25 protein-coding genes are annotated in these 25,385 nt (G+C 55.3%); 17 read left to right on the forward strand and 8 right to left on the reverse strand.

The window, feature by feature from the left end:
* Nucleotides 1-15 precede the first annotated feature (15 nt).
* Nucleotides 16-1,227: a hypothetical protein gene (locus BJU60_RS01915; RefSeq protein WP_070327239.1), complete on the forward strand. Its 1,212-nt coding sequence runs from the start codon at nucleotides 16-18 to the stop codon at nucleotides 1,225-1,227.
* A complete protein-coding gene (locus BJU60_RS01920) occupies nucleotides 1,224-2,363 on the forward strand; it encodes a hypothetical protein (protein ID WP_070327240.1) in 1,140 nt (379 codons plus the stop codon). Before BJU60_RS01915 ends, BJU60_RS01920 begins: the two co-directional genes overlap by 4 nt.
* Before the next feature lie 58 nt (nucleotides 2,364-2,421).
* Here the strand turns inward: BJU60_RS01920 and BJU60_RS01925 are convergent, their stop codons facing one another.
* Together BJU60_RS01925 and BJU60_RS01930 are read right to left on the reverse strand one after the other, a co-directional pair.
* Entirely contained in the window at nucleotides 2,422-3,432 is a 1,011-nt protein-coding gene (locus tag BJU60_RS01925; RefSeq protein ID WP_070327241.1) for a tyrosine-type recombinase/integrase, read from the reverse strand.
* Between the two features lie 16 nt (nucleotides 3,433-3,448).
* Nucleotides 3,449-4,501 (reverse strand): GGDEF domain-containing protein, encoded by a 1,053-nt coding sequence (locus BJU60_RS01930; RefSeq protein ID WP_070327242.1) that lies wholly within the window; start codon nucleotides 4,499-4,501, stop codon nucleotides 3,449-3,451.
* Nucleotides 4,502-4,853: 352 nt separating this feature from the next.
* On the opposite strand from BJU60_RS01930, the gene BJU60_RS01935 reads away from it, so the two are divergent.
* The 3 genes from BJU60_RS01935 (at nucleotide 4,854) to parC (ending at nucleotide 9,766) form a co-directional block, all read left to right on the forward strand.
* On the forward strand, nucleotides 4,854-5,258 hold the full coding sequence (locus BJU60_RS01935) for a CoA-binding protein (protein WP_016508698.1): 405 nt from the start codon (nucleotides 4,854-4,856) through the stop codon (nucleotides 5,256-5,258).
* Nucleotides 5,259-5,390: 132 nt separating this feature from the next.
* Nucleotides 5,391-7,358, forward strand: a complete 1,968-nt coding sequence (parE, locus tag BJU60_RS01940; RefSeq protein WP_070327243.1) for a DNA topoisomerase IV subunit B — start codon at nucleotides 5,391-5,393, stop codon at nucleotides 7,356-7,358.
* A gap of 2 nt (nucleotides 7,359-7,360) precedes the next feature.
* Entirely contained in the window at nucleotides 7,361-9,766 is a 2,406-nt protein-coding gene (gene parC / locus BJU60_RS01945; protein WP_070327244.1) for a DNA topoisomerase IV subunit A, read from the forward strand.
* Nucleotides 9,767-9,837: 71 nt separating this feature from the next.
* Here the strand turns inward: parC and BJU60_RS01950 are convergent, their stop codons facing one another.
* A complete protein-coding gene (locus tag BJU60_RS01950) occupies nucleotides 9,838-10,347 on the reverse strand; it encodes a DinB family protein (protein ID WP_070327245.1) in 510 nt (169 codons plus the stop codon).
* Between the two features lie 173 nt (nucleotides 10,348-10,520).
* On the opposite strand from BJU60_RS01950, the gene BJU60_RS01955 reads away from it, so the two are divergent.
* From BJU60_RS01955 to BJU60_RS01965, 3 genes are read left to right on the forward strand one after another with little or no spacing between them, the layout of a single operon-like run.
* On the forward strand, nucleotides 10,521-11,132 hold the full coding sequence (locus BJU60_RS01955; protein ID WP_016508712.1) for an NUDIX hydrolase: 612 nt from the start codon (nucleotides 10,521-10,523) through the stop codon (nucleotides 11,130-11,132).
* A gap of 15 nt (nucleotides 11,133-11,147) precedes the next feature.
* A complete protein-coding gene (locus tag BJU60_RS01960; RefSeq protein WP_070327246.1) occupies nucleotides 11,148-11,864 on the forward strand; it encodes an MBL fold metallo-hydrolase in 717 nt (238 codons plus the stop codon).
* Between the two features lie 18 nt (nucleotides 11,865-11,882).
* Nucleotides 11,883-12,332: a GNAT family N-acetyltransferase gene (locus BJU60_RS01965; protein ID WP_016508735.1), complete on the forward strand. Its 450-nt coding sequence runs from the start codon at nucleotides 11,883-11,885 to the stop codon at nucleotides 12,330-12,332.
* A gap of 254 nt (nucleotides 12,333-12,586) precedes the next feature.
* On the opposite strand, the gene BJU60_RS01970 is transcribed toward BJU60_RS01965, so the two are convergent.
* The gene (locus BJU60_RS01970) at nucleotides 12,587-13,096 is read right to left on the reverse strand and encodes a flavodoxin family protein (RefSeq protein ID WP_070327247.1); all 510 of its coding nucleotides are present in this window, start codon (nucleotides 13,094-13,096) and stop codon (nucleotides 12,587-12,589) included.
* Between the two features lie 422 nt (nucleotides 13,097-13,518).
* On the opposite strand from BJU60_RS01970, the gene BJU60_RS01975 reads away from it, so the two are divergent.
* The 5 genes from BJU60_RS01975 (at nucleotide 13,519) to BJU60_RS01995 (ending at nucleotide 18,077) form a co-directional block, all read left to right on the forward strand.
* Nucleotides 13,519-14,367 (forward strand): transporter substrate-binding domain-containing protein, encoded by an 849-nt coding sequence (locus BJU60_RS01975; protein ID WP_070327248.1) that lies wholly within the window; start codon nucleotides 13,519-13,521, stop codon nucleotides 14,365-14,367.
* A gap of 6 nt (nucleotides 14,368-14,373) precedes the next feature.
* A complete protein-coding gene (locus tag BJU60_RS01980) occupies nucleotides 14,374-15,069 on the forward strand; it encodes an amino acid ABC transporter permease (RefSeq protein WP_016508715.1) in 696 nt (231 codons plus the stop codon).
* A 95-nt stretch (nucleotides 15,070-15,164) separates the two neighbouring features.
* Nucleotides 15,165-16,073 (forward strand): AAA family ATPase, encoded by a 909-nt coding sequence (locus BJU60_RS01985; RefSeq protein WP_070327249.1) that lies wholly within the window; start codon nucleotides 15,165-15,167, stop codon nucleotides 16,071-16,073.
* Between the two features lies 1 nt (nucleotide 16,074).
* The gene (locus BJU60_RS01990; RefSeq protein WP_070327250.1) at nucleotides 16,075-17,103 is read left to right on the forward strand and encodes a DUF58 domain-containing protein; all 1,029 of its coding nucleotides are present in this window, start codon (nucleotides 16,075-16,077) and stop codon (nucleotides 17,101-17,103) included.
* On the forward strand, nucleotides 17,100-18,077 hold the full coding sequence (locus BJU60_RS01995; RefSeq protein ID WP_070327251.1) for a hypothetical protein: 978 nt from the start codon (nucleotides 17,100-17,102) through the stop codon (nucleotides 18,075-18,077). Before BJU60_RS01990 ends, BJU60_RS01995 begins: the two co-directional genes overlap by 4 nt.
* 49 nt (nucleotides 18,078-18,126) lie before the next feature.
* Here the strand turns inward: BJU60_RS01995 and cls are convergent, their stop codons facing one another.
* Together cls and BJU60_RS02005 are read right to left on the reverse strand one after the other, a co-directional pair.
* Entirely contained in the window at nucleotides 18,127-19,593 is a 1,467-nt protein-coding gene (cls, locus tag BJU60_RS02000; protein WP_070327252.1) for a cardiolipin synthase, read from the reverse strand.
* Between the two features lie 170 nt (nucleotides 19,594-19,763).
* Nucleotides 19,764-20,546, reverse strand: coding sequence for a LysM peptidoglycan-binding and 3D domain-containing protein (locus tag BJU60_RS02005; RefSeq protein WP_035386025.1), 783 nt, complete (start codon nucleotides 20,544-20,546; stop codon nucleotides 19,764-19,766).
* Between the two features lie 208 nt (nucleotides 20,547-20,754).
* Between BJU60_RS02005 and BJU60_RS02010 the strand changes: the two genes are divergently transcribed.
* Nucleotides 20,755-21,015 (forward strand): DUF1294 domain-containing protein, encoded by a 261-nt coding sequence (locus tag BJU60_RS02010; protein WP_035386026.1) that lies wholly within the window; start codon nucleotides 20,755-20,757, stop codon nucleotides 21,013-21,015.
* Nucleotides 21,016-21,180: 165 nt separating this feature from the next.
* The gene (locus BJU60_RS02015) at nucleotides 21,181-21,993 is read left to right on the forward strand and encodes a helix-turn-helix transcriptional regulator (protein WP_070327253.1); all 813 of its coding nucleotides are present in this window, start codon (nucleotides 21,181-21,183) and stop codon (nucleotides 21,991-21,993) included.
* Nucleotides 21,994-22,078: 85 nt separating this feature from the next.
* Here the strand turns inward: BJU60_RS02015 and BJU60_RS02020 are convergent, their stop codons facing one another.
* Both BJU60_RS02020 and BJU60_RS02025 read right to left on the reverse strand, forming a co-directional pair.
* The gene (locus BJU60_RS02020; protein WP_070327254.1) at nucleotides 22,079-22,999 is read right to left on the reverse strand and encodes an NAD(P)-dependent alcohol dehydrogenase; all 921 of its coding nucleotides are present in this window, start codon (nucleotides 22,997-22,999) and stop codon (nucleotides 22,079-22,081) included.
* A 29-nt stretch (nucleotides 23,000-23,028) separates the two neighbouring features.
* Nucleotides 23,029-23,787 (reverse strand): glucose 1-dehydrogenase, encoded by a 759-nt coding sequence (locus BJU60_RS02025; RefSeq protein WP_070327255.1) that lies wholly within the window; start codon nucleotides 23,785-23,787, stop codon nucleotides 23,029-23,031.
* Nucleotides 23,788-23,981: 194 nt separating this feature from the next.
* On the opposite strand from BJU60_RS02025, the gene BJU60_RS02030 reads away from it, so the two are divergent.
* Complete coding sequence (locus tag BJU60_RS02030; protein ID WP_167615648.1) at nucleotides 23,982-24,848, forward strand: alpha/beta fold hydrolase; 867 nt, start codon at nucleotides 23,982-23,984, stop codon at nucleotides 24,846-24,848.
* A complete protein-coding gene (locus BJU60_RS02035) occupies nucleotides 24,838-25,377 on the forward strand; it encodes a hypothetical protein (RefSeq protein ID WP_070327257.1) in 540 nt (179 codons plus the stop codon). The genes BJU60_RS02030 and BJU60_RS02035 overlap by 11 nt, the downstream gene beginning before the upstream one ends.
* Nucleotides 25,378-25,385: the final 8 nt, after the last annotated feature.

Raw genomic sequence — 25,385 nt, forward strand, 5'->3', positions numbered from 1 at the left:
AAGCGAGTGAGGCAGATGGAGACGATCAATTGGAAGAAGAAGATGGAGGAGCAGCTGAGGCGTAGCGGGTTTACGCTAGAGGTTGAGAATATGGCCAACATCGGAATGACGGAGATCCACGCGTCCTCGTCGCCGTTGATCTCTTATCCGCTCCGTATCCGGCTGTATGTGCGCATGGGCTGGCTCATGTGTACCGTCGATGCGACGACGGTCGACCGGAGCGAGGACCACCCGTTGTTCGAGCGGATGATCGCAGCGGTGTTCGAACGGATCGTCCGGCACCTCTACCACGCCTACGACCTCCACATCTTGACCTATATCGGGAACACCGGCAACTATATCGCCCCGAAAGACTCGGATACGGGGGAGATCGTCCGATTGCTCGCCCAAATCTGGAACGACCGCTCGTACTTGCATCTCGAGACGTATGAGGAGTTCCCGGCGCTATACGCGACACCGCCTTGGGCGCATCAGGCGTACGCCATCGAGAGCACGGACGACGAGTGGATCATCTACGCGGGGCGCAGCGGCCGTCAAGCGACCGACTACCGGGCCGACGGGGTCGAACTGCGCCCCCACCGTCTCGCCGAAGGGGACCTGTTCTTCCCGGTCGACCGGATCTCGAAACAGCACGGACCGTTGGCGCTCGCCGAATGGCTCCGGCTCGAGCGCAGGGAAGTCGAAGACTTCATGCTCGCGTTCATGCGAACGATCCGGAAGTTCGACCCGTCGTTCGGGTTCGCCTGGGGCGGGACGGACACGTTCTTCCACGGCGTACCGGTCGAACCGTACGCCCAAGTGCTTCGGCTCGAGAGCGGGAAGCGCCGTTATCGGGTCATGAACAACTCGGCGAAGCGGCTGTTCGCGGTCGCCGACGACCCGGTCGTCTGTCTGAAAGAAGTCGAGCAGACGTTGCGCACGGTCCGTTTACCCGAGAACCGGGTCTCGGCCCTCGGACAGCTCGTCATGGGAGTGTGGCAGCAGTTCGAGTCCGATGAGTCGACCTATATTCAAGAAGTCGCTTATCGCGGCATCTCCAAGTTTCAAATCGAAGAAAAGATCGGCCACGCGCTCGCGAACCAGAAACGGATCCGCTGGGTCGAGAAGGCAGACTCTCACCAGTCGATCATCGAGTACGCCCACCTTCGGATCTCGTTCCCGAAACGTCCTCCCGGTATCGTCACAGTCGAACCGATCGAATCCACTTATGAAAGAGGTGCTCTATGAGAATCGTCGATGCACGTGCCATGTCAATCAGCCACGAAGACTTGATCGCCGTCACCGAGTCGTCCGTGTACTACCGTGAGAAGACGGGGGAGACGAGCTTTTCCATCTTTCGGTACGATGAAGCGGATGGCACCATCACGCAAATCAATCGCCGCGTCTTCGAAGACTATGGCATATCAAAACTGTTCATCAGCGCCGACCGTGTCTACTTTTTGAACGAAACCCCGGACCGGACCGGGGTCGTGAGCACGGAACTGATCGCGTTCGACTACCGTACAGGTGATGAAGAAGTGCTGACGACGTTCGAGAAACGGGGCAACAGCACGTTATACTGGGTGCTCGCCGACCGTTACTTCCTCTTTTTGACGAGTTTCGAGGCGACGGACGAGGCGTGGCTGTTCGACGCCGAGACGTCTCGCGAAGAACGCATTCGTGACGAGCGGCTCGTCGGCCATGCCGGGCGCTTCCGTGAACTGTATTTGTTCACGACGGAGCTCGAAGGCGTGTCTTACATCGTATGTAACGCACGGTTGGACGAGTTTGATTACTATGACGCGCTCGAATCGGGACGCATCTCACCCGATGACCCGATCGACCATTCCGAAGCGATTCTCATCTGTCCGCTCGACGAGGCGGTCGAGGCCGTTTGGTCGAAAGCGGACGAGATCCCGTTCGATGATTTGATCCGGTTGCAAGGGGAGGGGGACACGGTCCAGTATCTCGGGGAGCGTGACAAAAAACTCCGGTTTGCGGCGTTCATCGACGCAGCCAATGAGGAGACGGTGTACGAACTGGCGGCACCGGACGTCCTGCACGAGCTCGCCGTCGTCGACTGGGGTGCCTATGAGCCGATCGATTTCACGTATGACGACGTCAGTTCGACGATCTTCATCAAGGTCGAAGAATCGATGGAGCATACGGAGTTGATCGATGCGACGACCGGGGCGCGATTTTTGGACACGGCACCGTTCGAACGGGTGCTCGACGCGAACTACTTCATCCACGAATCGGCCGATGGGCGCAACGGCGGGGTCAGCATCTTCAACTTGGAGGCGAACGAGCGACAGGCGTTCGAAGACGCTTATTATACGGTACTCGACGAGACGATCGTCATCTTGTCGACGAAACAACTGTAAAAGCACGGCCCTCTACGAATCGAGGGCCGTGCTTTTACAGTATGGTTTACATAACATATTATCGTAAACCGGATAGCGCTTGTTTTTTCTTCTCGTCACCGATATGGGCATAGACTTGCGTCGTCGCCACCGACTCGTGACCGAGCAGTTGTTGGATCGTCAAGACGTCGACCCCGCTCATCGCCAACCGGGAAGCGAACGTGTGGCGAAGTTTGTGGGGCGTGACCTGCTTGTGGGTCAAGAACGGGAGATACGGTTTCAACCGGTCGATATGTCCTTTGAGCAGGTGTTGCACCGTCCTGACCGAGATGCGTCTTCCTTTCTCGGAACGGAACAGCGGCCCGGTCCCGTCTTGACGATGGTCAAGCAGCAACGGCTCGAGCGGGGAGGCGAGCGGGATGACCCGCTCTTTGTTCCCCTTCCCGATGACGCGGATCGTCCCGGTCGCGAGGTCGATGTCGCTCCAGTCGAGCCCGACGAGTTCGGAGACGCGCATCCCGGTCAGTCCGAGCAGCTGGATGATCAGAAAATCACGGTCGCGGTTCCGTTCGTACCAGCTCGCCTCGCGATCGGACATGCCGACGTTGCTGCGGACGAGCGTCGAGAAGTCGAGCCACTCGTGTTCCGTCAAATAGACCGGGTTCCGTTTGGCGCGCTTTGGACGCTCGACCGCTTGGAACGGGTTGTGTGACGCGATCCCGGACTCGATCAAGAAGTTGAACAACGACTGCATCGTCGACAACTTTCGGTTGATGACGCTCGGGGCGTTGTCGAGCTCGAGCGCGAGATAGGACGCGTAGGCATCCGCGCCCGCATAATCGAGTTCGACGAACGAGGCGAGGTCGACCGTGGTTGGGTCGACCTCGGATGCGCTCGCGGCCTCGACCCACCGGAAGAAGTCGAAGAAATCGTATAAGTACCGCTGGGCGGTCTGTTCTGAATAGTGTTTCGCGGCCAGATGGTTCAAGAAACGTTGGATGAAGCCGGGCATGCGCTCGTATCCGTTCAGCTTGAAACGCTGCGTCGTGACACGTGCCGGCGCTTGCCCGAGCTGGCGGAATATACTCAAAAAATCTCTCCTTTTGTTAACTGATCGATGTGACGATCCGGTCCTTGCCGGCCTGTTTCCCTGCCCGGAGGCGGTCGTCTGCTTCTTTGACGAGTGTGTCGACGGCCTCTAATCCGTCGCGGCACGAGACGCCGAACGTCATCGTGACGCTGAGGCGACGCCCGTCATAGATCGTCTCGGTCGTCTTGATCCGTTCCCGGAGACAGTCGAGCGTCTGTGCGACCTCGTCTGCTGTCTGATTGCTCATGAACAGCAAGAACTCTTCTCCGCCCCAACGGACACAGATCCCGTCGGTCCGCTCGAGGGCGGCGGCGACTTGTTTGAGGACGAGGTCGCCACAATCATGGCCGTGGCGCTCGTTGAACGCTTTGAAGTGGTCGATATCGGCGAGTGCGACGGCATATGGGCGGCCGTCTGCGACCGCTTCTGCGATGGCTTGCTCGATTCGTTGATAGCCGGTCATCCGGTTATATAGCCCGGTCAATCCGTCCCGTGAAGCGAGGACGTTCAATCGTTCGTTCGACCGTTCTAACTCGGTCGTCACCTCGACGACCGAGTTCTCGAACACGAACGTCAGCCCGGCGATGAGTGCGATCGTCGACAACAGACAAGTCAGCCCGATCACTTGCTCGATCATGGGGGCGAGCGGCTCTGTCCCGACCGTGACGTTCAAGTAGAGGAACCCGTAGATCGCCATCGCGAGCCCGGTCGACATGACGCGGACCAAGCGGCTGACGTTCGGCATGAAGAACACACCGTACGCCACCATGATGATGAAGTAATGGACGTTTGCGCCCCACCCGAGGACGATCGTCGAGATGATGGCGTTATAGACGACTTCGACGAACAGTCCGGTAAAGAATATCCGGTAGTACCGTTTATGTACGAAATAGAATGAGAGCGTGTAATAAAGAACGCTGAACACGTTCGACCAGGCGAGCACCGTGACGTCGAGCCGCCAAGACGTGATCAGGAACACGACATGGATGAGCCATGCGAGCGCGTTCCCGTAAAAAGTGATGCGGTAATTATACAGTGTACCGCGACGTTCCTCATAGGCAGTCCCCACGTGAACACCTCCTCGTTCCAGTATACCGAAACTGTAAGGATTTGCCTACGCCTGTTCATGAATCAAGTCAATCGACTCTCTGTAAACGTTGATTTCAGGACGTTATAATTGCGTGAAATAGATATTTCACGCAATGTTTATAGAAGCGTCGTTTGATTCGTTAAAACAGACGTGGTGGCATCGTTCGATTTAAAAGCGAATCAACGGGGTGACAATACATTATTATGTAAACCACTATGAGGGATATAAACTTTTGTTTCGACAGCCGTTCATCCGTTAAGCGAAAATAAAGCTTGAAACGGGGAACGAGGTAACGTTACACTGAGAACGTAAACAAAAGGGGGATTTCAGGATGGACGACCAACGTTTGAAACAACATCTCGCTGAAGCGAAGACGATCGCTGTCGTCGGTGTGTCATCGAACCCGAACAAGACCGCCAACCAGATTGCGGAGTATTTGCTCCTGCAAGGGTATACGGTCATCCCTGTCAATCCGACGCTCGAGACGTGGAACGGCCGCAAGGTGTATCCGACGGTCGAGAGCATCCCGGGACGAATCGATATCGTCGACGTGTTTCGCCGGAACGAATATTTGGCCGGCGTTGCCGAGGACGCGGTCCGTCATGGGGATGTCGGACTCGTCTTTAACCAGCTCGGTCTGTCGAGCAAGGACGCCGAACGAATCGTTCATGCTGCCGGACTTGACTACATCGAGAACCGGTGTATTTACGTCGAGCACGCTCGACTCCTCGGCTGAGACCTGCCCCTGCGGCAGGTCTACTTTTTTTCACGCGTCGACGGCGCGGAGAGGAAGGCTTGCCAGAATCCCGAAACAGCTATACAATTAGGTATGAAAAACGAACATGTGTTCGAAGATGAGGTGACTGACATGTCAACAAAACTATTTAATTATAATGAAGACGCCATCCAAGTGCTCGAAGGGCTCGCTGCCGTTCGGAAACGACCAGGGATGTATATCGGCTCGACCGACCATCGCGGGCTGCACCATCTCGTCTACGAGATCGTCGACAACGCGATCGACGAGGCGCTCGGCGGTTTCGGTGACCAGATCGATGTGACGATCCATAAAGACGATGCCATCACGGTCCGTGACCACGGGCGTGGTATGCCGACTGGGATGCACGCCTCGGGAAAACCGACGCCGGAAGTCATCTTCACGGTCCTCCATGCCGGCGGAAAATTCGGCCAAGGCGGCTACAAGACGTCAGGCGGACTGCACGGGGTCGGCGCCTCGGTCGTCAACGCGCTCTCGAGCAAACTGCTCGTCACGATCTATCGCGACGGCAAGGTGTTCGAGCAGATGTTCGCTGACGGCGGTGTGCCACAGACGACGCTCCTCGAGACAGGGAAAGCCCGCCAGACCGGAACGAGCGTCTACTTCAAGCCGGACACAAGCATCTTCTCGACGACGACGTATAACTACGACACGCTCGCCGAACGGCTCCGGGAGTCAGCTTTCCTATTGAAAGGGTTGACGATCACGTTGACCGACGAACGCTCGGACAAGCAAGAGACGTTCCATTACGAGAACGGGATCGCCGAGTTCGTCCACTATTTGAATGACGACAAGGCGACGCTCCACCCGACCGTCTACTTCGAAGGGACCGAGAACGACATCGAGCTCGAACTCGCCTTCCAGTTCACGGACGCTTACTCGGAGAACGTGTTGTCGTTCGTCAACAACGTCCGCACCCGGGACGGCGGGACGCATGAAGTCGGCGCCAAGACGGCGATGACCCGGATCATGAACGAGTACGCCCGCAAAAACGGCTTGTTGAAAGAAAAAGACAAGAACCTCGACGGCGGCGACGTCCGTGAAGGCTTGACGCTCATCGTCTCGGTCCGGATCCCGGAAGAGTTCCTCCAGTTCGAGGGACAGACGAAGTCGAAACTCGGCTCGCCTGAAGCCCGCGCCAGCGCAGACGCCGTCATGGCCAAGCAGCTGACGATCTTCCTCGAGGAGAACCCGCAGATGGCGACGATGCTCATCAAGAAAGCAATCCGCGCGGCCCAGGCCCGTGAAGCGGCCCGAAAAGCGCGTGAAGAGGCGCGTAACGGCAAGAAAAAGAAACGTTCGAGCATTCTGAACGGGAAACTGACGCCGGCGACATCAAAAAATGCCGCCAAGAACGAGCTGTTCCTCGTCGAGGGGGACTCGGCCGGCGGTTCGGCCAAACAAGGCCGTGACCGGACGATCCAGGCGATCTTGCCGCTCCGCGGGAAGGTCATCAACTCGGAGAAGTCGAAACTGAATGACATCATGAAAAATGAGGAGATCAACACGATCATCCACGCGATCGGCGCCGGGGTCGGACACGATTTCGATCTCAGTGACTGCAACTTCGACAAAGTCATCATCATGACCGATGCCGATACGGACGGGGCCCACATCCAAGTGCTCTTGTTGACGTTCTTCTTCCGTTACATGCGACCACTCGTCGAGGCGGGCAAAGTGTTCGTCGCCTTGCCGCCGCTCTATCGCATCTCGAAAGGGAAAGGCAAGTCGGAGCAGTTCGAATACGCCTGGGACGAGGAAGCGCTCGAGAAACTCGTCAAAGTGTACAAAAAAGGCTATATCATCCAGCGCTACAAAGGTCTCGGTGAGATGAACGCCGATCAACTGTGGGAGACGACGATGAACCCGGACACACGGACACTCATCCGCGTGACGATCGATGACGCTGCCGTCGCCGACAAGCGCGTCTCGGTGCTCATGGGGGACAACGTTGCCCACCGACGCGAATGGATCGAGGAGAACGTCGCCTTCGGGCTCCAAGAAGATGATTCGATCATCGCCAATGAACATGTGACTAAAGCGATTGAGGAAGTGATGTAACGATGTCGACGATTCAACACATTTTAAACTTGTCGCTCGAACAGGTCGTCGGAGACCGTTTCGGGCGTTACTCGAAATATATCATCCAAGACCGGGCGCTCCCGGACGCGCGCGACGGGCTCAAGCCCGTACAGCGCCGGATCTTGTATGCGATGCACCATGAAGGCAACACGAACGACAAGGCGTACCGGAAATCGGCCAAGACGGTCGGGAACGTCATCGGGAACTACCACCCGCACGGTGACTCTTCTGTCTATGAGGCGATGGTGCGTCTGTCGCAAGACTGGAAGCTCCGCTACCCGCTCATCGACATGCACGGGAACAACGGCTCGATGGACGGCGACTCGGCTGCCGCGATGCGGTATACCGAGGCACGGCTGTCGAAGATCGCCGGTGTCATGCTGACGTCGATCGCCAAGAACACGGTCGACTACACGCCGAACTTTGACGATTCGACCGAGGAACCGCTCGTCTTGCCGTCACTCCTACCGAACCTGCTCATGAACGGGACGACCGGGATCTCGGCTGGATATGCGACCGAGATCCCACCGCACAACTTGACCGAAGTGCTCAATCTCGCCATCGCCCGACTCGCCGGCGAAGTCGAGACACCGAATGACGCCTTCCGTTACATGCAAGGTCCCGACTTCCCGTCCGGTGGCACGGTCATGGGCAAAGACGGCATCTTGAAAGCGTTCGAGACCGGTAAAGGCAAGATCATCATCCGCGCCAAATCGGTCATCGAGCCGCTCAAGGGCGGCCGTGAACAGATCACGATCACCGAGCTCCCGTATGAGGTGAACAAAGCCAACCTCGTCAAGAAGATGGAAGAGCTCCGCCTCGACAAGAAAGTCGAAGGCGTCGCCGAAGTCCGTGACGAGACCGACCGGACCGGGGTCCGCGTCGTCATCGAATTGAAGAAAGAAGCGGATGCGGAAGGTGTGCTTCACTTCTTCTTGAAGCATACCGACCTGCAGCTCGCCTATAACTACAACATGGTCGCGATCGTGCAGCGGACACCGAAACAGCTCGGTCTGTTACCGATCATCGATGCGTATTTGAAACATGTCGAGGAAGTCGTCACCCGCCGGACGACGTTCGAGCTCGAACAGGCGAAGAAACGCGCCGAGATCGTCGACGCGCTCGAACAAGCCATCTCAGTGCTTGACGAGACGCTCGAACTGATCCGTTCGGCCAAGGACAAGTCCGAGGCGAAGCAGAAGCTCATGGATCGCTTCTCGTTCACGGACCGTCAAGCCGAAGCGGTCGTCATGCTTCAATTGTATCGTTTGACGAACACAGACATCGTCGAGCTCCAAAAAGAAGCGAAAGTGTTGCAAAAAGAGATCGCGCGCCTCGCCAACATCTTGAACGTCGACGCGACGAAGCGGAAACTCATCTCAAAAGAGTTGACGGCGCTCCGCGACGAGTTCGGTGATGAGCGGCGTTCGGTCATCGAGGCCGAAGTCGAAGAATTGAAACTGAAGACCGAGGTCATGATCGCCGTCGAAGAGACGATGGTGTTCGTCAGCCGTGACGGCTACGTCAAGCGGTCGTCGATGCGCTCATACGGCGCCTCGAGCGAGGATATGCCGGAGATGAAACAAAAAGACCGGTCCGTCCTCCTCACACAGGCGATGACGACCGACCACTTGCTCGTCTGGACGAACAAAGGCAGCTACCTGCTCATCCCGGTCCACCAGATCCCGGAGACGAAATGGAAAGACGCGGGCCAACACGTGGCCAACCTCGTGCCGATCGAAGGCGAGCAAGTCGTCTCGGCCGACGTCGTCTCGACGTTCGAGACGGACGCACACTGCCTGTTCGTCACGAAAGACGGCATGGTCAAACGGACACCGCTCCGTGACTATGACGCCCAGCGCAAGTCGAAGGCGCTCATGGCGCTGAAACTGAAAGGGGACGACGAGGTCGTCTTCGCTGGTATCAGTGACGGTCCAGGCCAACTCTTCCTCGTCTCTGAGCGTGGATACGGGCTTTGGTTCAAAGAAGACGACGTCCCGGTCGTCGGACAGCGTGCCGCCGGTGTCAAAGCGATGAACTTGAAAGACGGTGATGTCGTCGCCGACGCGTTCGCCTTCTTCACACCGCCGCTGTTCGTCCTCGTGACGCAACGCGGAGCGGTCAAGAAGATGAAACTCGAAGACCAGTTCGACTGCACGAACCGCAACCTGCGTGGCACGATGCTCATCCGTGAGGTCAAATCAAAACCGCACCAGATTCGCCGCGTGCTGCCGGTGCATGGGGATGAGACGATCCACATCGTCGGCAAAGAGACCGCGAAGACGGTCAACGCGAAACAACTGACACTGCTCGACCGCTACGCCAACGGCTCATTCGTCTTCGACGAGGAGACGTTCGGTGACATCGAGGACGTCTATCTCGATTGATTCAGCAAAAGCCTGCACACATGACATATACTGTCGCGTGTGCAGGCTTTTTTTGTCTCTATTCGTCTTTGTCAGTCATGGAACGCTCTAAGATACCGTTCCAAGTCCGCCTGTTGAAGCAAATGGTGTCTGGTGTGCATCTCGATGAGCGTGTACCACTCTTGCGCGTTCAACCAGCCGAAGCCGCCATGTAGCGCTTTACAGTTCGGGTCGGCCGCGTGAATCATCGGCGCACACTTCTCCAACCGTGTGATGAGGTCGTCAAGACGGCGTTTCAAAGCTTCACGGCTATCGGTATTGTCGGGCGGGGCGTTCATTTCGTCCGGTAGTTTGATTTTAATAGGGGGGAATCCACCGTCGCTAAACAACAGCTCCCCAAACTCGGTCTTCCCGAGCGGTTGGTGCTCAGCATTCGTCAGACACGCTTCCATCTCGTCTAGATACTCATGGGCGACGACGATGATATGGTCATACATCTGCCCGATCGACCAAACATCCGTCTTCTCCTTATAGCGGAGTTGATTTGATGAGTATTGGTCGAGGTCTTGCTTGAATCGGGACAACAATTCGATAGCGGACATATGCCTCCTCCTTCTACTGCTACGGATGTTTCCGTCGAGTATACCATGAGCCGGGTGTCGTAAACTCCAGACTGGCGCGACAAATACTTTCTTGCGGGAGCGGGTATTATGAAAAGGAACAATCAAGCCCGATGGCGAATGGGATAAGCAGGACAAACGATGGAGGGATTTCTATGTCAGACTGGCTCACTTGGGCCAAACGGCTACAAGCACTGTCGCAAGCGGGCTTGACGTTCACGAAGGACGAGTTCGACCGCGAGCGTTATCTCGAGCTCCAGCAGATTGCGACCGATATGTTCGAACGACAGTCGAACCTCGCCTTGCATGAGATCACTGAACTGACGCACGTCAACGGCTACCCGACACCGAAGCTCGACGTACGCGGTGTCGTCTTCCGAGACGACGAGTTGCTGCTCGTGCGTGAGCGGTCGGACGGGCTGTGGACGCTGCCAGGCGGCTTCTGTGAGGTCGGGCTGTCACCGTCAGACAATATCATCAAGGAAATCGGGGAAGAGGCAGGCTTTGATGTCGCCCCGATGCGCCTCGTCGCCTTGTTCGATATGCACCGTCACCCGCACCCGCCGTTGTCACAACATTATTATAAACTGTTCATCGAGTGTGAGCTGATCGGCGGGGAAGCTCAAGTCAGCCATGAGACGAGCGAGATCGGCTTCTTCTCGCGTGACGCCTTGCCGCCGTTGTCGCTCGCCCGCAACACGCTCGAACAGCTCCATATGTGCTTTGACGCCCGGTGGCAGGACGATTGGGTCACACTGTTCGACTAGGAAAGGGGAGGTCTTATGAAAGTCACACGGATTGAAGATGTCCACCAGCTGACGTTCTATTCACCCGTCTTGCCGATCAACGTCCAATTGATCGAGAAAGAGCTCGGCCTCGTCTTGATCGATACCGGGTTGAAGCAGAACGCCGCTGACATTTTAACGTATATCGAGGCACAAGACCGCCCCCTCCTCGCGATTCTGCTCACCCACGCCCACGGGGACCACGTCGGTGGGGTCGATACGATCCTGAAGGCGCATCCACACGCCGAGCTTTACGTCTCACGCCGTGACGCCCGCTTGTTAGCAGGGGACCGAACGACGGACTCAGGTGAGCGGCCACTCAACATAAGAGGCTCGTTGCCGCCGATCCGGTCGCTACCGGACAAGTTGCTCGACCCGGGTGAGCGGCTGTTCGGTCTTCGCGTCTATGCCGCCGCCGGCCACACCCCGGGCTCGATCGCTTATTTCGATGAACAGCATCGCCTGTTGTTCGCCGGTGACGCGTTCCAATCACATGGGGGAGTCGCAGTGGCAGGGGACACGCGTCCGTTGTTCCCGCTCCCGGGTCTGGCGACATGGGACAAGCGGGCCGCGGTCGACCATGCCGAGCGGTTGCTTGACTTGGCACCGCGTCATACGTTCGTCGGCCACGGCAAAGCGCTTGAAGGCACACATCGGCTCTATTTGGCACTGAAACGGGCTAAGCGTAAGCAAGCCCGTCGCTTTTCACGATAATCTTTGGGGGTATGACAGATGGAGTTACGGGAGATTCGGACGACGGATTACCGGCAAGCCGAGCAAATGCTCGAGATTCAACGGAACGCCTATGCGGTCGAGGCCGAACTGATCGGATTTGACGAGATCCCGGCCCGATATGAGACGGTCGAGGTCATTCAAAACTTGCCGGGTCTGAGCTACGGCTTATACAACGAGGAGCGGATGATCGGGTTTGTGACGATCGAGGCGGCCGAGAACACGGTCGAGATCACGAAGCTGTGCATCGATCCGACATACTTCAGGGCGCGGCTCGCGACGACGTTGTTAGAACACGTGCTCAGTCTACACGAGGACAAACTCGTCTACGTGCATACCGGCAAACATAACGGTCCGGCCAAACGATTGTATTCGAAACTTGGCTTCGAGCCGAGCGCCGAGTTCGAACCGGAACCAGGTGTCACATTGATCCGGTTTACGCGAATTTGATCCCGATCTCATAATTTCAGATTCTGTCTCACTACTTTAAGTATACTAAAGGATTGAGACGGAGTTTTATTTTTACTGATAATATATGTTATGTAAACTAATAAAATTTGAACCGCTCCTCGGTAGTTTTCAGGACTCACCTGCTTCCCACGTTTATGTGATCAGTTATGTCGGCAGGTCGTGCTTCTCTTAGCCACCGATTCGTTTTGTTGTTCCTCGTTCGGACGTTGGCACAGCTTGATTCCGTTCAGATTTTATAAAATGCCTCCTCTTTTCAGCCAGTCATAGATCGGTTTCTGGACATCCTCAAGCGCAATAGGAATGTTCGTCTTGGGATCCCATTTTGTCGTTATCGAAATACTGCCCATCACTTTTCCGCCTTTCTTCTCAATCCTTTTTGTAATTGAATCGATAACCTGTTGGGGAACTTTTTCATCACCTTTAGTTATGAACAGCCAAACTTTCTTGTTTTTGAAAGAAGTCTTTTTTAAGTAACTATTAATTGCCGGAGGCGTCTTTCCTGCCCAGACTGGGGTTCCTAGGAATAGATGCTCATATTCTTTTAATGCAAAGTCCATTGGTATGATAACGCCTCTCAGACCAACAAACGCTCCCATTGCTGCACCGGCGATGTTACCGAGTTTTCGCTGCTTTTTATCTTCAATTCTTTGAATGTCAAACTCTGTAAGCCTTTGAATTTCTTTCGCGACTACTTCTGTACTGCCGATCCATGAGTAATATACAATCAAGCTACTATTCTTCATTATGTCACTCCTTACCTCGTTTTTAGCTTTTCCTCCCTCTATCTACAGAGGAAATACCCTTAAACGATGGCAAAGAACCTAACTGTCCTCGCCTGTTCTTGGACAGGGTAGCATAGGCCTTCCTCTCGGGACCTAGCACAGTCCTCTCACCTAATTTAAAAAGCTAAGGACTCATCTTGCCTCTATCTCACACTTGCGCACCTGTCGATTCTCTAGAGGTTGAAGGTTGGTGAATCGCATGCTGTTCCATAAATTATTCTTATCTGTATTACCTGTATGAAACCCTGATTCAATGACATGACAGCGCTTTTAGAATAAACGTTTCAAAAATATCTTACCTGCTGTTTCTATGTTCTTCGCAGTTGCCTGTAGGCGTTCATCATGCTATTTTTAGACAGACGATACTTTAAGGAGGAACACGAATGAAACGTATGACAAAAGGTTTAGCAGCGGTTATCTTGCTCGCTGTCCCGCTCGCGGCGTGTGGTGATTCTAGCACCGATCAGGCCGATACGACACGCTGGGATGAGATCAAAGAAGAAGGTACGCTCACGGTCGGTACGGCCGGGACACTCTACCCTGCCTCGTTCCGCGAAGAAGAAAGTGACGACTTGACAGGGTTTGACGTCGAGGTCATGAAAGAGATCGGAAAACGTCTCGACCTCGAGGTCCAGTTCAAAGAAATGGCGTTCGATAACATGTTGACGAGCGTCCAAAACGGACAAGTCGATGTCGTGGCGAACGACATCTCGGTGACGGAAGACCGGAAAGAGAAGTTCGCCTTCTCCGTACCGTATAAGCACACGTACGGGACGGCAATCGTCCGGAAGAGCGATCTTTCAGGCATCAAGTCGCTCGAAGACTTGAAAGGTAAAAAGGCAGCTGGTGAAGCGACGACCGTCTTCATGGACGTGGCGCGCCAGTATGGGGCTGAAGAAGTCATCTATGACAACGCGACGAACGATCAGTATCTTCGCGACGTGTCGACAGGTCGGACCGACGTCATCTTGAACGACTACTACCTCCAGACGCTCGCCCTCGCCTTCTTCCCGGAATTCGATATCGCGATCCACCCGGATATCGCCTATAACCCGCAAGACGTCGCACTCTTGATGAATCAAGACAACGTCGACTTGCAAGAGAACATCGACCGCGTCCTCGAAGAGATGCTTGAGGATGGCACGGTGAAGGAGCTTTCCGAACAGTTCTATAACGGTGCTGACGTATCCGTCGAACCGGACGTCGACGCGACAATCGTCGAATTGGACTAAGGCGATATGTTCGAAGGTGTGAAGTGGGAAGCGATCTTTGACGCCGACCTCGCCATCCGCTCGTTCCCATACTTGCTAGGTGGGCTACCGAACACGCTCTGGATTTCCTTCCTCAGCATGTTCTTCGGTTTAGTGTTAGGACTCGTGCTCGCGCTCGGGAAGCTGTCTCCGTCAAGGTTAGTGCGTTATCCGTCGACGTTTTACGTCTCGTTCATGCGCGGCGTCCCGATCTTGATCATCTTGTTCATTCTCTACTCGGGGTTCCCGTTCATCGGGATCGAGTTCGCGGCGTTGACGGCAGCGATCATCGGCTTCAGCTTGAACTCGGCCGCCTATATCGCGGAGATCATCCGCGCCTCGATCCGTGCCGTCGATCAGGGACAGATTGAAGCGGCCCGGTCGCTCGGCATGAACAAGTGGCTGACGTTGAAAGGAGTCACGTTGCCTCAAGCGACGAGGATCGCCCTGCCCCCGCTCTCGAACGTGTTCCTTGATCTGATCAAGGCGAGCTCGCTCGCCGCGATGATCACCGTCCCTGAGATCTTCAACAAGGCGAAGATCGTCGGCGGTCGTGAGTTCGACTATATGACCGTCTATTTGGTCGTCGCTCTGATCTACTGGGGCATCTGCACGTTCATGTCGTTCTTCCAAGATTGGCTCGAGCGGCATTTCGAACGCTATTTGGATACACCGAAACGATGACTTTGCGGTCATCGTTTTTTGTTTTCCTTTTTGTGTAAGCGTCGAGTGTGCTATGATTTTCTTAATTATCAGAAAACAGACGGGGGAATTTTATTATGGTGCAACAATGGACGACACATTTAAACGGTTTAGTGATCGGGCAATCGAAAGCGATCAAGCTGTCGACGATCGCCTTGCTTTCAGGGGGACATGTCTTACTCGAGGACCGGCCGGGGACGGGCAAGACGACGCTCGCCCGGAGCCTTGCCTCCTCCGTATCGGCCGCGTTCCAGCGCGTGCAATGTACGCCGGACACGCTGCCGAGTGACATTTTAGGGATGGAACTGTTCAATCCGACGACAGGTGCGTTCGAACGTCGGACCGGACCGATCTTCACATCGATCTTACTCGTCGATGAGATCAACCGGACGACACCGCGGACACAGTCGGCGCTCTTAGAGGCGATGCAAGAGCGTCAAGTGACGCTCGGTGAGGTGTCGCTTCGCTTGCCGGACCCGTTTTTCGTCATCGCGACGCAGAACCCGTTCGACGGACAAGGGACGTTCCCGCTTCCGCAGGCACAGCTTGACCGGTTCTTGTTCAAGCTCTCGCTCGCCCCGCTGTCACGGGAGTCAGAGCGCCGACTGCTCCGGAACGAGCATTTGAGCGCCGCTCCGTTCACGTTGAAACATGAAGAGCTCGCCGTGATGCAGCAAGCCGTCCGTGACGTGACGCTGCACGAGGCGATGGAGGATTATCTGCTCGACTTCGTCGAGGCGCTTCGGCACCACCGGGACATCGAGGTCGGGCCGAGCCCACGGGCGACACTCGCTTACACGATGGCGGCCCGGGCCCACGCCTACATGGACGGACGGGACTACGTCGCACCGGAAGACATCCGGGCGCTCGCCTTGCCGATTCTCGGACACCGGATCGTCTTGACGGTCGAGGCATCGCTCAAGACGAAACCGTCGAAACTGATCAAATCTGTGTTAGAGACCATCGCGGTCCCATCCGAGGTGTGACATGCAACTCGTCAGCCCGCGCTATCTAGAATCCGCCTACATGTGGCTCTTGTTCGTCGTCGGGGTCTTCACGGCGCTTTACGGGAACGTGTTCCTCGCGAGCGCCTTGCTCGGCGTCAGCATCTACGCGCTCGTCATGCCCGAGCTGTTGTTCCGCCTGGCCGAACACGTCCGTGTCGAAGTGACGGACGAACTGAAACTGTTCCCGGGTGACGAAGAGTCGTACGTCATCCGCCTCATCTCGACTGCGAAAGTCCCGCTCGGTGTCGTCCGCTTGTCGGGTTATCTCCACCCGACCGTCGAAGTGGAAAACCACGCCTTCTGGCGCCAAGAGAATTATGTCGGCGGCGAGGCGGTCGTCTCCTACGACCTACCGCTCAAAGCCATCAAGCGAGGTCCGATCCGTGTCGAGGCGATCGGCATGGAGATCCGTGACCCGCTCCGCATGTTCTCGCTCTATAAAGAGGAACCGCTCGCAAGGATCGGGTACGTCTTCCCAGAGTTCCTGCCTTATCCGATCCCGAAACGTCCGCCGACGCTACCGGGCGAGGAGATGGTCCGGCATAGCGCCTACCGGGACCCGGAGACGTTCCAGTCGGTCGCCCCGTATCACGGTCAACCGATGCGTCAACTGTACTGGTCGGCTTACGCGAAGACGGGCGAACTGCTGGCCCGGACCGAACAGCCCGTCCAGGCGAACGAGTACGTCGTCGTCTTGGACTTGTTGACGAAAGACGGCCGCGCCCTCACCCATCAGATGGAACGGGTGATCTCGCAAGCGGCGGCGCTGTGCCGTGACTTCGAGAAAGAGAACGCGAGCTATGGGCTGATCGTCCCGACGCTGACGAAAGATGGGATCACGTACGACCTCGCACCTGGGAGCGGCGAGACCCATTTTCGCAAGGTCATGACGACGCTCGCTTGTCTGTCGGAACGAGACTTCCCGATGGCCCGGTCATTGTTCGAACGGAAAGTCGCCAAATATGGCGGCAGCCAATCGATTCTTCGGCTCGGAGGTGACGGCAAATGAACTGGCTCTGGTGGTTGTTCGCCGCATTTTATGTCGGTCACGTCTATCCGCTCGTCTTCCTGTTGACGCTCCGTCTGCCGCGGAACTGGCAGCTCGGCGTCCAGACTTTGCTCAGTATCGGTGCGCTCTGGTTCTCGTATGAGATGAGCATCACGTTGCTGTTGTTCACGTATGTGCACGCCTTCATCCGCACGCTCGATTGGACCGACCGTTACGCGATCGCGAGCGTGTTGTTCTTGATCACGGATTGGCTGTTCCCACCGGCCGAGCAACCGCTCCTCATGATCGTGTTCCCGTTCCTGTTTTTGTTTTGGCAACGGAGCCTATATTACCGTCGCGACTATAAACGGATGTTGTCGACGCTCGTCGTCGGCCTAGCGGTCGGTCTCGGACTGGCTTTTGTCATCCGGACGGTCAAAGAGCTGTTGTTCGGCGACCTCGTCACTTGGATCCGACCGTTCTTGCTTTGGATCGGCGGCTGGTTCGATGGGATCACGCTCGACCCGTCCGACCGGGTCAATCGATTCATGATACCGGACAACCCGAACATCGATGCCGAGACGATTGCGAACGAGACGTTGCTCGAATCGGCGAAGAATCAGTCTTCCGCGCTAGTCATCTTCTTCATCGTCCTGCTCGTCGGCGGTGTCCTGTTGTTCTTCTATTTACAAAAGCGAAAAGACATCCAAGAAGTGCTGTCGGTCCCGAAAAAGGCCCATCAGACGGCACGGACGGAACGTCGCTTGACGCGGACGCCACGTGATGTCCGCTTGCTCGAGGCCGGACGCCGGCTCGAACAGGTGCACCCTCGCCATCGCGAGGAGACCGCGCACGAGTGGTTGGAACGGATCGACTTTACCGATGGAAGCTTGTTCGCAAGTTGGCTCGAGGCGGCCGAGTACGGTGAGAAAGAAGCGCCGACCACGGTCGTCGAGGCGTTTGAACGACACGTCAAGCACGTGTTGAAAAAATAAAACCAGCCAAGATGTTCGGGATTGAACCCGGGCGTCTTGACTGGTTTTTTTATAGGATTGGACTCAACAGACGCGAAACGCTCTCTTTGAAACGGATCCATTTCGTCCGTGTCTCATAACGTTCGAGCGTCAACAGCTCAGCGCACGATTTGTCGCGGTCGAACGCGTCGATGACGGACCGGGCTACAGCCTCATCATAGACGAGGGCCGAAATCTCGAAGTTGAGGTGGAAGCTGCGGGCGTCGATGTTCGTCGTCCCGATCGAAGCGACCTCGCCGTCGATGACGAGCGTCTTCGCATGCAAGAAACCGCCTTCGTACGTATACACCTCGGCCCCGTACCGGACGAGTTCGGCCGCATTGGCGTATGTCGCCCAGTAGACAAACATGTGGTCTGGTTTGTTCGGGATCATCAGTTGAATCTTCGTCCCGGACATGAGGGCGATCCGGCAGGCGTCAAGGAAACTCGCGTCCGGGATGAAGTAAGGCGTCTGAATGTAAATCGTCTCTTTCGCTTCCCCGATCATCTTGACGAGCATATTCTTTAAATGCTCCGTCGTCGAGTTCGGGCCGGACGTGACGATCTGGACGGGTGACTTGAACGCCTCGAGTGTCTTGCTTGGCCAAATGAACTCTTCTTTCAACGCTTTTTGTTTCGTTGGGACGGAACGGTTCCAATCGAGCAAGAACCTTTCAAGCAGTTCTTGGACCGCCTCCCCGTTCATCCGCAGATGGACATCACGCCAATAGCCGAAATGCTGGTTCGTCCCCATGTACTCGTCGCCGACGTTGAAGCCGCCGATATAGCCGATGTCCCCGTCGATGACACACAGCTTGCGGTGATTGCGATTGTTGACGCGGAAGTTGATGCCGAGGCTCGACGGGAAGAACGACTTGACCTCGCCTCCGCTTTCAAGCAGCTCTTTGAAATGTTTACGTCTCAGCCCTCTCGAGCCGACGGCGTCATAGAGCAACCGGACCCGGACACCGGCTTGGGCCCGTTTGGTCAGCGCCGCAATCAACGCCTGGCCGAGCGAATCGTTCTGGATGATGTAGTATTGGATATTGATTTCTTGTTTAGCCGCCTCGATATCGTCGAACAAGGCCGCGAACTTCTGTTTCCCGTCATGGATGACTTGGATGTCGTTATGATACGTGACGAGCGCGTTCGTCGACGACAGGTTCAACCTGGCGAGACGCCGGTATTTTGCTAACAGCGGGTCTTGCTTGAAGATCAGCTGGTTCCCATCCAACTCATCGAGCTGTTGTTGAACGTGCAACGCATACTCACTACGCCGCTCTTCATCGACTTGATAGAAGTTGTTCGACTTGATCAAACGACCGAAGAAGATATAAATGAAGAAGCCGATGAGCGGCAAAAAGAAGAGGACGAGCAGCCAGGCCCATGTCGAGCCGATGTCGCGCCGTTCAAAGAAGATGATCGTGATGGCGAACGTCATGTTCAAGATGACGAGCAGGATGCCGAACACGCTGATGATGATTTCTGTCGTGAGCATCAGGTTCTCCCCCCTTTTACGATTTGGTACATACCCGGTTTTTCTGACCAGACAAGACCTGATATGTCTAGTTTGCCTGATTTCGAAGGAGAAAGGTATACGAGCTTGCAGGTTTGAGCGAATAGAACGCAAAAAAACACCGCGCCTGCGGTGTTTTTGGGGTCGATCGATTAGTTTAAGACTTTGATTGTGATTGATTTACGACCGAAGTTGAGCGCTTGCTGTTGTGTCGGCATCAAGAGGTCAATTTTGTTCCCTTTGATTGCGCCGCCAGTGTCTCCAGCGATTGCTTCGCCGTAGCCTTCAACCCATACTTTAGAGCCGAGCGGGATGACTGAAGGGTCAACCGCGATGACTTTTTGGTTCGGGTTCGAACGAACGTCGATACCTGTTGCCGTGATACCAGAGCAACCTGCACAATATGGCGTGTACGCCGTTGCTTCAACTGTCATCGTCTTACCCGAAGCCGGAGCTTGAGTTTGCGTTGTAGACGTAGACTGTTTTGTCACCGGTGCAGACGTTGATGCTTTTGGTTTAGCTGCTGGTGCACTGTTCGCAACCGATGCTGCTTTGGCACCTTTCACAGCGAATTGTTGACCAGGGAAAATGAGATCTGATTTAAGACCGTTCCATGTCATCAATTGATTGACAGAGACACCGTTGTTTGTCGCGATCCGATACAACGTGTCGCCTGATTTAACTGTGTAAGTGTTTGAAGAAGCTGTCGCTTTTGCTTCCGACTTCGCAAGCTTCAACACTTGGTTAGGATAAATCATATTCGAGTTTAAGCTATTTGCTTGTTTGATGTCGTTCACAGATACACCGTTGTTCACGGCGATACGGTACAAAGTATCTCCAGACTGAACCGTGTGTGTTGATGCTGCCGAAGCTGGAGCAGCGACTCCTAAACTAAGGCCAGCGAGTGCCGTTAGTGTCAATAGTGGTTTTTTCATAAGAATATTCCTCCCTTTTCTAACGCTCCCTTACTGTAACACCTCTATATTTCACTGCCGTTACAGGCTGATATGAGAGTGATATCAGTTCAGTTACAGAAGCTTTCAGGGAGATGAGAGGAGTCTGAATTCTTACAATCCAGATAAAAATGGCTTTGTTGAGCCGTTTTCAGCTATACTGATAAGGTGAGAAAGGAGGTTTTAGTCTTTGGAACTATTACTGCTGTATTACATTGTGACTAATTTACTAGCGTTTATGTCATTTTTCATCGATAAACGACGTGCAAAATCCGGGGCTTGGCGTATTTCGGAACAAACGTTGCTCATTCTCGTCTGGATCGGGGGAGCGTTTGGGGCTTATGTCGCGATGCGCCTCTTCCGTCACAAGACGTTGAAGCCGAAGTTTCGGATCGGGGTCCCGGTCGCGATTCTCGTTCACGCCGGGATCACGTCACTTTTCATCTTCTGAGTGGAGCCGGCTATCTTTTCTGCTCCATTATATAGAAGGAACGTGATAAGACGTCTCGTGACAATAGAGATATAAATGTCGGATTAATCATGAATTCATCGGGTTCAAGACTGTCAGCCCGGTGTAATCCCGAAACAAATGTTCAAATATTGAGGTGGGATGAAGATGTTGGAACAAAGTTCACTTCAGAGCGTGGAATCGTCAACAGGCGCGGTCATGACAGCTATGATCCATGTGACCGATCACTTCCACGCCTTTATAGTGAGGGCAGGTCGCGTCGACTTGATGGTCAACGGGGACCGTCATGGTCTCCGCACTGGGTCGGGCCTTTTGTTAGCGCCGGGGCAACTGTATCAAGTCGTTTCGTCCGAAGAAGCGACTCGGTTCGTCGACGTCCGTGTCGATCCATACGACTTGTTCGCGCCGTTGCTTGCCGAAAGGTTCGTCACGCCGTTCATGACGGGGGCGACATTGCCCCTAAAACTCCTCACGCCGACCGAGCGCGCGGAGAAGGCCGTGTTAGACACGATCGACAAGGTATCCCGAAGTTTACATGGCGACTCATCGTTCGCCCTCTTAGATGCCACGCTCCAGATGGCGGTCGTCTGGCGTTACTGGATTCAACAGACAAACGAGCAATCGAGACTCGTCGGTCAAGACCGGATGAAGGCGATGCTCGCTTATATCCATGAACATGTGACGGAGCGCGTGACGCTCGAACAGATTGCCGAGGCCGGTGGCTTGAGCCGGGCGGAATGTTGCCGCTATTTCACGAAGTGGACCGCCACGAGCCCGCTCGCCTATGCGTGTGACGTCCGCATGGAAGCAGCGGCGCATCAGTTACAAGAGACGACGGAGTCGGTCGCCGCAATAGCGAGTCACTACGGCTACACGAGCGTCAGTCACTTCGTCCAGACGTTCAAGAAAGTACATAAGGTCACCCCGCTCGTCTACCGCAAGGGCAAGAAGACCAAGTGAAGAGGAAATGAAAACAGGAGTCTGGCCGCCGAGTTTCGATGGCTAGACTCCTTCTTTTTGCGTTCTCGATGGACGAGAGACGATGTCATTCCTCATGCACGACCGACACGATGACATTTCCAACTTTCTGACCGGCGTCCACATAGCGGTGCGCTGCGACGATTTCCTCCATCGGATAGATCGAATCGATGACGGCCTTCAGGTCTCCGGCTTCAAACATCTGATTCAGCAGGCTCAGATCTTCTTTCCGTTCGCTTGCTACTCCCTGTCCGGCAACCGAACTGAACCGGCCTGTTTCCCCGACATGTTTACGAGCCATCCGTTTATCGATTTTCCCTGCCGCGTCAAACACAGCGTCGTACGTTGTCAGTTCGCTGTCATAGCCCTCTTTTGTATAATCGATGACTACGTCTGCGCCAAGGCTTTTGACCAATTCGAAGTTTCGTTCGCGACAGACAGCTGTCACGTGAGCACCGAAATGTTTGGCGATCTGTACCGCGATGGAGCCGACCGCCCCTGAAGCTCCGTAAATCAATACGGACTTCGCCTGTTCGATGTTCACCTTACGCAAAAAATGAAGGGCTGTCGTTCCACCGAACGGAAGACTGGCTGCTTCTGAAAAGCTTGCGTGTTGAGGCATGAGCTCGACACATTTCGTCTCTTTGATACATGCATATTCGGCATAGCCGCCAAATCGCATCCCGGTCAGCGCATAGACACGATCTCCCACCTTGAAGTGTTGCACACGTCGGCCCGTCTCGACCACTTCACCTGCTAGGACGACACCTAAGACAGGCTGTCTCGGCGCTTTGAAGCCGACGACGACCCGCATCGGCAACTTGCCTGCTGCCGGTACATCTAACGCACGAAGCCGGCGGTCCCCGGATTGAACGGCTGATGCGTGTACTTTAATTAGCAGTTCGGTTGCTTTCGGCACAGGCTTTTCGATCTCTTGAAGCTGTAACACATCCGGCGGACCATATGCGGTACAAATCACTGCTCTCATCGTGTACCTCCTCACAAGTCGCTTGTCTTTTAGCGGGCGGTCCAACCACCGTCTGCTTTCAAGACGTCCCCGTTGACGAAGCTTGAGTCACTTGAAGCGAGGAACAACGCGGCGCTTGCGATTTGGTCCGGTTCGCCAATCGGTGCTTCTCCTGCCGCTTGAATGGCGCGCATCCCGAGCTCGCTCGGCGCCGTGATCGTCGCCCCGATGTTCGTATTGACCCCGCCTGGTGCGATGGCGTTGGCCCGAATCTTGCCGAACGTGCCATACGTCGCGGCGATGTTTTTCGTGAGACCGATGAGCGCATGTTTTGATGCGACGTACGCGGCCCCGCCTCGTGTCCCGAACAAGCCGCCGACCGAGGCGATGTTGATGATGACCCCGCCCGAATCTTGCGTCTCCATCACGTTGATGGCGGCCCGGGCGATCTTCATCGGACCGGTCAAGTTGACCGCGATGACACGGTCCCACACGTCGTCGGTCACTTCACCGACCGTCATGAAGTTGTCCATGATGCCGGCATTGTTCACCAAAATATCGAGTGAGCCGAACTGGCTCGTCGCCGTCGCGACCATGTTGTCGATGTCCGCTTGCTTCGTCACGTTCGCGGCGATACCGACCGCTTCCCCGCCGGACGACTTGATCTCACTTGCGACCGCCTCGACCGTATCCCCGTTCATATCGACGGCGACGATGCGAGCACCTTCCGCGGCGTATAGCTTGGCGATGGCCCGCCCCATTCCAGAACCGGCACCGGTCACGAGCGCTGTCTTGCCTGATAGTTTCACACAGCATTCCTCCTTGGCTAAGTAGAAGACGACACAGCAAAACGACAAGTGCGGACTGGACACGTGTCAGTAATCTATACCCGAATTTTAAGTGACCTGCATGCTGTTGATGGAAGAATGTTCTTCTTTTCGTACGATATCTCCTTTACAATGAAAGGAATACATATATTGGGATTTGAGGAAGGATTGATGACTTGGGACGATATGATGCTGAAGTGATCGGTAGCGGGTCTCCGCTTTTGTTTCTACCGGCTGGGGGGTTCTCGGGGAACGAGGGACTGACGCTCGCCGAGGCGCTTGCCGACGACTTCGAGGTCCATCTGCTCGATCTGCCAGGGTTCGGTCGCAGCGAAGGACTCAAAGGGAGAGTCACTTCTTTGGAATTAGCGGATTGGGTGAACGGCTATATCGTGGAAGCAGGACTCGGCCTTGTCCATGTGAGCGGTCACTCGCTCGGGGGCGCGGTCGCCCTCGCGTTTGCCGCCCATTACCCTGAAAAGCTGGAACGGCTCGTCTTGCTCGACGCCGGACATAAGCCGTTCCCGCGTGTCCCACTGCAAGAATATGGCGCGTTTGGACTCGTCGTGCCGCTCTTGAACGTGATCTACCGCATGCTTAAGCCGACAGCCGTCCGGAAAATCGAGGCGAAATTCATAACGGACAAAGCGGCAGAATCGATTTCAGAGGAACAGTTCAAAGCGTTCTGCACGCAGACGGGGTTACCTGAGCGGGACGAAGTACGCCGGGCCTTGGATGCTCCTGCCAAACTAGGTCCCGGTGGAATGAACTTACTGTTCGGCTACTATAACTTGGACATGAGCCAGCTCATGAGGATGCTCCGCGTACCGACGCTTCTCGTCTACGCCGACTTTATCGGCGTGGACACGAAAGAAGCTGAATTGACGAAGTCTGCCGTTGCGAATCTTCAGCAAGATCGACCTCCAGTCACCTATCAGTCCGTTCCTGGAGGTCACTTCGTTCATTGGAGTCCGGAGTTTCCGTTCGAGCGGGTGCGTCAGTTTTTATTATCAACACAAGGAGCGAGTTCTTATGAAGCGTAATCAACAGCTTGTGCTCATCATCGTCGTTGTGTTGCTACTCTCTGCCGGGATTGTCTGGCAAGTGGAATCGACCGAGCAACCCGAATTATCAGCGACGGCCGAGCCCATCCTGGTCCATCAGGTCGCTGACCCTGAAATGACAATCCGTTTCTTCACAGAACGCTACTCAACGGACGATTTGAGCGATGAACTGTTCATCGAAGGCATCGGCTTGGAGATCACCATCGACGACCGTGTCGAATCGGTCACGTCCCGCTCGCTGTCAGAAGACGGGCTCACCTGGTCGGTCGACGGACGGACGTGCGGGGATGAGCCAGACTGTGTTCCGTTTGATATCTTATATGGGATGAATCATGGGACGACGACACGTGTCGTCGTCGAGTTGGACGGGGACCGCTTCGAGCCGGAATTAATGAAAACGAAAGCCGGGAATGACGTCTGGTTCGTCGTCGTCGACCAAATCGAATCGATTGACGCCATCACGGGTTATGACGCCTCGGGTGACGTCGTGTATCGCTATCCTCAATGAAAAAGAGA

It is taken from the genome of Exiguobacterium aurantiacum, assembly GCF_001766415.1.
In the GTDB taxonomy this organism is placed as follows: domain Bacteria; phylum Bacillota; class Bacilli; order Exiguobacteriales; family Exiguobacteriaceae; genus Exiguobacterium; species Exiguobacterium aurantiacum_A.